This window comes from Mesorhizobium sp. M2C.T.Ca.TU.002.02.1.1 (assembly GCF_003997225.1).
Genome location: NZ_RZTO01000396.1, coordinates 1 through 5581 on the forward strand (window position 1 = coordinate 1; position 5581 = coordinate 5581).

Sequence of the window (5581 nt, forward strand, 5' to 3'; positions counted from 1 at the left end):
CCTCCAGCCATCCCGGCAAGCAGGCCTTCGAAACCATTGAGATGCCTTACGGGCCGCAGACGCTGTGGCCGGATCATTGCATCCAGGGGAGTCTCGGCTCCGATTTCCATTCCGGGCTCGCCTGGAGCAAGGCGGAGCTGGTGATCCGCAAAGGATTTCGTACCGCGATCGATTCCTATTCGGCCTTCTTCGAGAACGACCACACAACGCCGACCGGCCTTGGCGGCTATCTCAAGGAACGCGGCATCGACACAATCACGCTGGTCGGGCTGGCCACCGATTTCTGCGTCGCCTTCTCGGCGCTCGATGCGGTCAAGCAGGGATTCAAGACGACCGTGCGGCTCGATGCCTGCCGCGGCATCGACCTCAACGGCTCGGTCGAGGCTATGCTGAAGCGCATGCGCGAAGCCGGCGTGACGCTCGAAGATCATTCGGCGGATTGACCGGACTGTGGGGAAGGTCCCCTTCACCCGGATTGCCGACCGAATTGCGAAGGGCAATCCGGGGCACTCCGACCTCTCCCCTAGGGGAGAGGAGATGGCTAGTTTGCAGCGCCGGAATGCGGGTTCCCCCTTCCCCCCTTGTGGGGGAAGGTGTCGCCGAAGGCGACGGATGAGGTGTGTTCCAGGGAAAGCCAGCGTCTCACTCCGCTGGAGCACCCCTCATCCGTCTCGGCGCTACGCGCCGATCCACCTTCTCCCACAAGGGGAGAAGGGGAAGGCGTGCGGCGGCCCGACGAAGGGGTTTGTCTCATTCGCTTTGCTAGCCATCGCGGTGCTGTTTCCGGCACAAGCTTTCGCCGCCGAAACCCACGAACTGCCCGGCGCGGCGATGCCGCTCTGGTGGGGCCTGCCCTTTGCCGGCCTGCTCTTGTCTATCGCGACGGGCCCGCTGCTTTTCCCGCATGTCTGGGAGCATCATTACGGCAAGATCGCCGCGGCCTGGGCGGCGCTGGTCGTGGTTCCTCTGGCGGTCGCCTTCGGCATCCCGACCGCGGGCGAAGCGGTGCTGCATACGCTGCTCACCGAATATCTGTCCTTCATCATCCTGTTGTTCGCGCTCTACACGATCTCGGGCGGCATCCTGCTTGCCGGCAACATTCACGGCACGCCCCTCGTCAATGCCGGCCTGCTGCTCATCGGCGCATTGCTCGCCTCGGTCATCGGCACGACCGGCGCCTCGATGATCCTGATCCGGCCGATGCTGCGCGCCAACGACAACCGGCCGTTCAACGCCCATGTCGTGATCTTCTTCATCTTCCTGGTCTCCAACATCGGCGGCTCGCTGACCCCGCTCGGCGACCCGCCCTTGTTCGTCGGCTTCCTGCGCGGGGTCGACTTCTTCTGGACGACCGCGAATTTGTGGCGCGAGACGCTGTTCACCGGCGGGCTGGTGCTCATCGTCTTCCTGGCGCTCGATATCGTGCTGCATCGGCGCGAGGGCGGCATGCCGAAGATCAAGGACCCGACGCCGGACACGAAAGTGCGCCTGCGCGGCCTGGCCAATTTGCCGCTGCTTGCCGGCGTGATCGGCGCGATCCTGCTTTCGGCGAGCTGGAAGCCAGGGGTGAACTTTTCCGTTTTCGGCGTCGGCCTCGAGCTGCAGAACCTGGTGCGCGACGCCATCATCCTGGCGCTGGCCTTCCTGTCCCTAAAAGTCTCGTACAAGAGCCACAGGCAAGCGAACGGCTTCACCTGGGGGCCGATCGCCGAGGTGGCGAAATTGTTTGCCGGCATCTTCATCTGCATCGTGCCGGTCATCGCCATCCTGCGAGCAGGCCATGACGGCGCGCTGGCGCCGCTGGTGGCGCTTGTCACATCCGCTGACGGCCGGCCCAACGACCTTGCCTATTTCTGGCTGACCGGGGCGCTGTCATCCTTCCTCGACAACGCGCCGACTTATCTGGTGTTCTTCGAGCTTGCCGGCGGCGATGCGCACCACTTGATGACGGAGGCCGCCTCGACGCTTGCCGCGATCTCTGCCGGCGCGGTGTTCATGGGCGCCAACACCTATATCGGCAATGCGCCGAACTTCATGGTCTTCGCCATCGCAAGGCACCGCGGCTTCAAGATGCCGGGCTTCTTCGGCTACATGGCCTGGTCGGGTGCGGTGCTGATCCCGACGTTTTTGATTGCCGGGTATTTGTTTTTCAGGTGAGGCGGCGCGGCGCCTTACCTCCCCCTTGCGGGAGGTCGGACCGAAGGTCCGGGTGGGGGTCGGCGCTGCCCCCTCCCCGCTGCTTCGCAGCGACCCTCCCCACAAAGGGGGAGGGTAATCCTTATCCCACCCCAACATATCTGCGCACCGCCGACGGATCGGCCCGCAACGCCTCGACATCGACCGTTTCGCGGTTGCGGCCGTTCTCGATGAAGCAAACCCGATCCGCCACCGATAGCACCGCATCGACACGCTGCTCGACAAGGATGGTGGAGACGCCTAGCTCGCGCAGCTTCGCCACCGTCTCGCGGATCTTCGCGATCATCGACGGCATCAGCCCCTCGGTCGGCTCGTCGAGCAACAGCACTTGCGGTTCGAGGCAGAGCGCGCGGGCCATCGCCAGCATCTGCTGCTCGCCGCCGGACAAAGTGCCGGAGCGCTGCTTCAGCCGCTCGCGCAGCAGCGGGAAGAGATCCAGCACGTTTTCCCGCACCTGCCTGCCCTTGCCGCGCGCCATCAGGCCGATCTCGATATTTTCCGCCACGCTCATCTCGGCGAACAGACGCCGGCCCTGCGGCACATAGGCGACGCCGGCCTTCGGCACGTCATGCGCGGCAAGCCCGGTCAGTTCCTTGCCGTCCAGCTTGATCGAGCCGGCCGATGCCGGCACCAGCCCCATGATCGCCTTCAGCGTCGTCGTCTTGCCGGCGCCGTTGCGGCCGAACAGGCAAAGCACCTCGCCCTTGTTCAAGACGAGATCGAGGCCGTAGAGCACCTGGACCTCGCCATAGAAGCAATCAAGGCCGGATATGGTGAGCAATCCGCCATCGGTTCCAACGGAGTCAGCCATGGATCGCTCCGAGATAGGCGTCCTGTACCTCCGCATTGGCGCGGATCTCACCCGGCGTGCCTTCGGCGAGGATCTTTCCCGAATTGAAGACGGTGATGCGGTTCGCAAGCTGCATGACCACCGGCATGTTGTGCTCGATCAAAAGCACGGTGGCGTCCTTGGCGATCTCGCGCACCAGCGTGATGAAATTGTCGATCTCGCCGTCAGCCAGGCCTTGCGTCGGCTCGTCGAGGATGAGCAAACGCGGCTTCAGCGCCAGGCCCATCGCCACTTCGAGCAGGCGCTGATGGCCATAGGAAAGGTGTGCGGCCAAAGTGCCGGCGCGGCCGGCAAGGCCGGCGCGCTCCAGCGCCGCCATGACGCCGCTCCTCACCTGCCCCTTGGAGCGGCCGTCGGTCAGCGTGCGCTGCACCGGCAGCGCGACATTGTCGAAGGCGGTAAGGTTGGCGAAGACGCTGGTGATCTGGAACGTATAGGCGACGCCAAGGCGAACCCGTTTATAAGCCGGCATGGCGGTGATGTCGGCGCCGTCGAAGACGATCGTGCCGGAGGACGGCCGGATACGGCCCGAGAGCAGGCTGACGAAGGTGGTCTTGCCGGCCCCGTTGGGGCCGATGATGGCGCGTATCTCGCCAGGCATGAGCGCGAAGTCGACGCCGTCGACGGCGCGCAGGCCGCCGAAATTTCGCGACAGGCCCTTGGTGGTGAGCAGCGGCGTCATGGCAGCCATCCCAGCCAGCGCTCGCGGATGCTGCCCATAATGCCTTTCGGCGCAAACAGGACGAGCAGGATGAGCGCCACGCCGACGATCAACAGATAGGCGGAGGTGAAGCCGCTGGTGATGTCGGTGACATAATACATGAACAGGGTGCCGACCAGCGGACCGAGCGTGGTCGCAGCCCCGCCGAGCAGCACCCAGAGCAGCGGCAGGATGGAATATTGCACGGACGCGAAGCTCGAGCCGACATAGCCGAACAGCAAGGCATAGGCGGCACCGGACGCGGCGCAGATGGCGCCGGAGGCGACGACGGCGGCAAGCTTGTTGGCAACCGTGTCGTAGCCCAGCATCTTGGTCCGTTCCTCGTTCTCGCGGATGGCGACCAGGACACGGCCGAAGCGGGAGCGGACGATGGCCAAAGTGATGAGGAGCACGACCGCGAACAGCGCCAGCGCGCTCATGTAGCGCACGGTCGGATCGGTCAAGTCGAAGGCGGCGGCGCCGATCGAGACCACCCGCGATGCCTGCTGGATGACGAGGCCCTGGTCGCCGCCGGTCCAGGCGGCGAAATAGAGGATGAGCAGGTAGAAGACCTGCGCGAACATCATGGTGACGATCATGAAGGCGACGCCTGAGGTGCGCAGCGCGAGCAGGCCGATGGCCAGGGCCAGCAGCACGCCGCAGGCGACACCCGCGATGAAGGCTTCCGGCACGCCCCAGCCAAGATGATAGACGGTCAGGCCCGCGCCATAGAGGCCGGCGGAGAAGAACATGGCGTGGCCGAGGCTGAGCAGGCCGACATAGCCGAAGAGCAGGTTGTAGCCCATGGCGAAGACGGCCAGCGCCATGATGCGGGCGAAGAGACCCTGGTGATAATCCGGCAGGACGAAGTTCAGCGCGAACAGAAGCGCGATGACGCCGATATGCAAGGCATAGGTCTTTGCCGGCGAAGCATCCCTCATCTGGACGTCGCCCCGAACAGGCCTTGCGGCCGGAACACCAGCACCAAGGCGACCACAAGCGTGGCGATGATCTTGGCGAGCGTCGGCGAGAAGAACATCGAGACGATGCCGTCGGAGAGGCCGATCAGGACGGCGGCGACCACCGTGCCGCGCAACGATCCGAGACCGCCGATGATGACGACGATGAAGGAGAGCAGCAGCGGATCCTGCCCCATCAGGTAATGCGCCTGGCTGATCGGCACGATCAGCACGGCGGCGATCGCCGCCAGCATGGCGCCGACGGCGAAGACACCGGCATAGACGCGCTCGACCGGGATCCCGAAGGCCTGCGCCGTCTCGCGGTCATATTGCGTGGCCCGCATGATCAGGCCGATCTTCGTCCGGGTCAGCACCAGCCAGGTGATGACCAGCAGAATGGCGGAAGCGGCGACCACCGACAGCTTGTAGCCGGAATAGCCGAACCACGGCAAAAGGATGCGGTAGCTGAAGGGCGGCTCCACGGGGCGGGCCTCGGGGCCATAGAAGGTCAGCGCCAGCTGCTGGATGATGTAGAGCATGCCGATGGTGGCGACGATGGTGCCTTCCGGATTGTAGTTCAGCCGGCGCAGCACCAGGCGCTCGGCGACGAGCGCGACCAGCCCGACCAGCAAGGGCGCGATCACCAGCGCCGCCACGAAGCCGATGGCCGGATGGCCGGAAATCGCCGTCGAGACCGCCCAGGCGAGCACAGCGCCCAGCATGAAGAACTCGCCATGCGCGACATTGACGACGCGCATGACGCCGAACACCAGCGACAGGCCGAGCGCCGTCAGCGCCAGCACGGCGGAGGTGACGAGGCCTTCGAGAGCGGCGAGGAGGAGGTGGGGTCCGAAGTGCATCAGCGCGCCCTTACCC

The 5581-nt window shown here is 65.1% G+C and carries 6 protein-coding genes; 2 read left to right on the plus strand and 4 right to left on the minus strand.

Annotated elements, in window-relative coordinates; translation table 11 throughout:
• Together EOD07_RS20295 and EOD07_RS20300 are read left to right on the plus strand one after the other, a co-directional pair.
• Positions 1-443 (plus strand): isochorismatase family protein (locus EOD07_RS20295; RefSeq protein WP_127236733.1); only part of this gene is annotated, 443 nt, incomplete at its 5' end.
• Between the two features lie 316 nt (positions 444-759).
• Positions 760-2157, plus strand: a complete 1398-nt coding sequence (locus tag EOD07_RS20300; RefSeq protein WP_127236738.1) for a sodium:proton antiporter — start codon at positions 760-762, stop codon at positions 2155-2157.
• Positions 2158-2278: 121 nt separating this feature from the next.
• On the opposite strand, the gene EOD07_RS20305 is transcribed toward EOD07_RS20300, so the two are convergent.
• Genes EOD07_RS20305 through EOD07_RS20320 form a run of 4 tightly spaced genes read right to left on the minus strand, consistent with a single transcriptional unit; the run spans position 2279 to position 5565 of the window.
• Positions 2279-3007 carry an ABC transporter ATP-binding protein gene (locus tag EOD07_RS20305; protein ID WP_127236734.1) on the minus strand — a complete coding sequence of 243 codons (729 nt, stop codon included), beginning with the start codon at positions 3005-3007 and terminating at the stop codon, positions 2279-2281.
• Positions 3000-3728 (minus strand): ABC transporter ATP-binding protein, encoded by a 729-nt coding sequence (locus EOD07_RS20310; RefSeq protein ID WP_127236735.1) that lies wholly within the window; start codon positions 3726-3728, stop codon positions 3000-3002. The genes EOD07_RS20305 and EOD07_RS20310 overlap by 8 nt, the downstream gene beginning before the upstream one ends.
• Entirely contained in the window at positions 3725-4687 is a 963-nt protein-coding gene (locus EOD07_RS20315; RefSeq protein ID WP_127236736.1) for a branched-chain amino acid ABC transporter permease, read from the minus strand. The genes EOD07_RS20310 and EOD07_RS20315 overlap by 4 nt, the downstream gene beginning before the upstream one ends.
• Complete coding sequence (locus EOD07_RS20320) at positions 4684-5565, minus strand: branched-chain amino acid ABC transporter permease (protein WP_127236737.1); 882 nt, start codon at positions 5563-5565, stop codon at positions 4684-4686. Before EOD07_RS20320 ends, EOD07_RS20315 begins: the two co-directional genes overlap by 4 nt.
• Positions 5566-5581 lie beyond the last annotated feature (16 nt).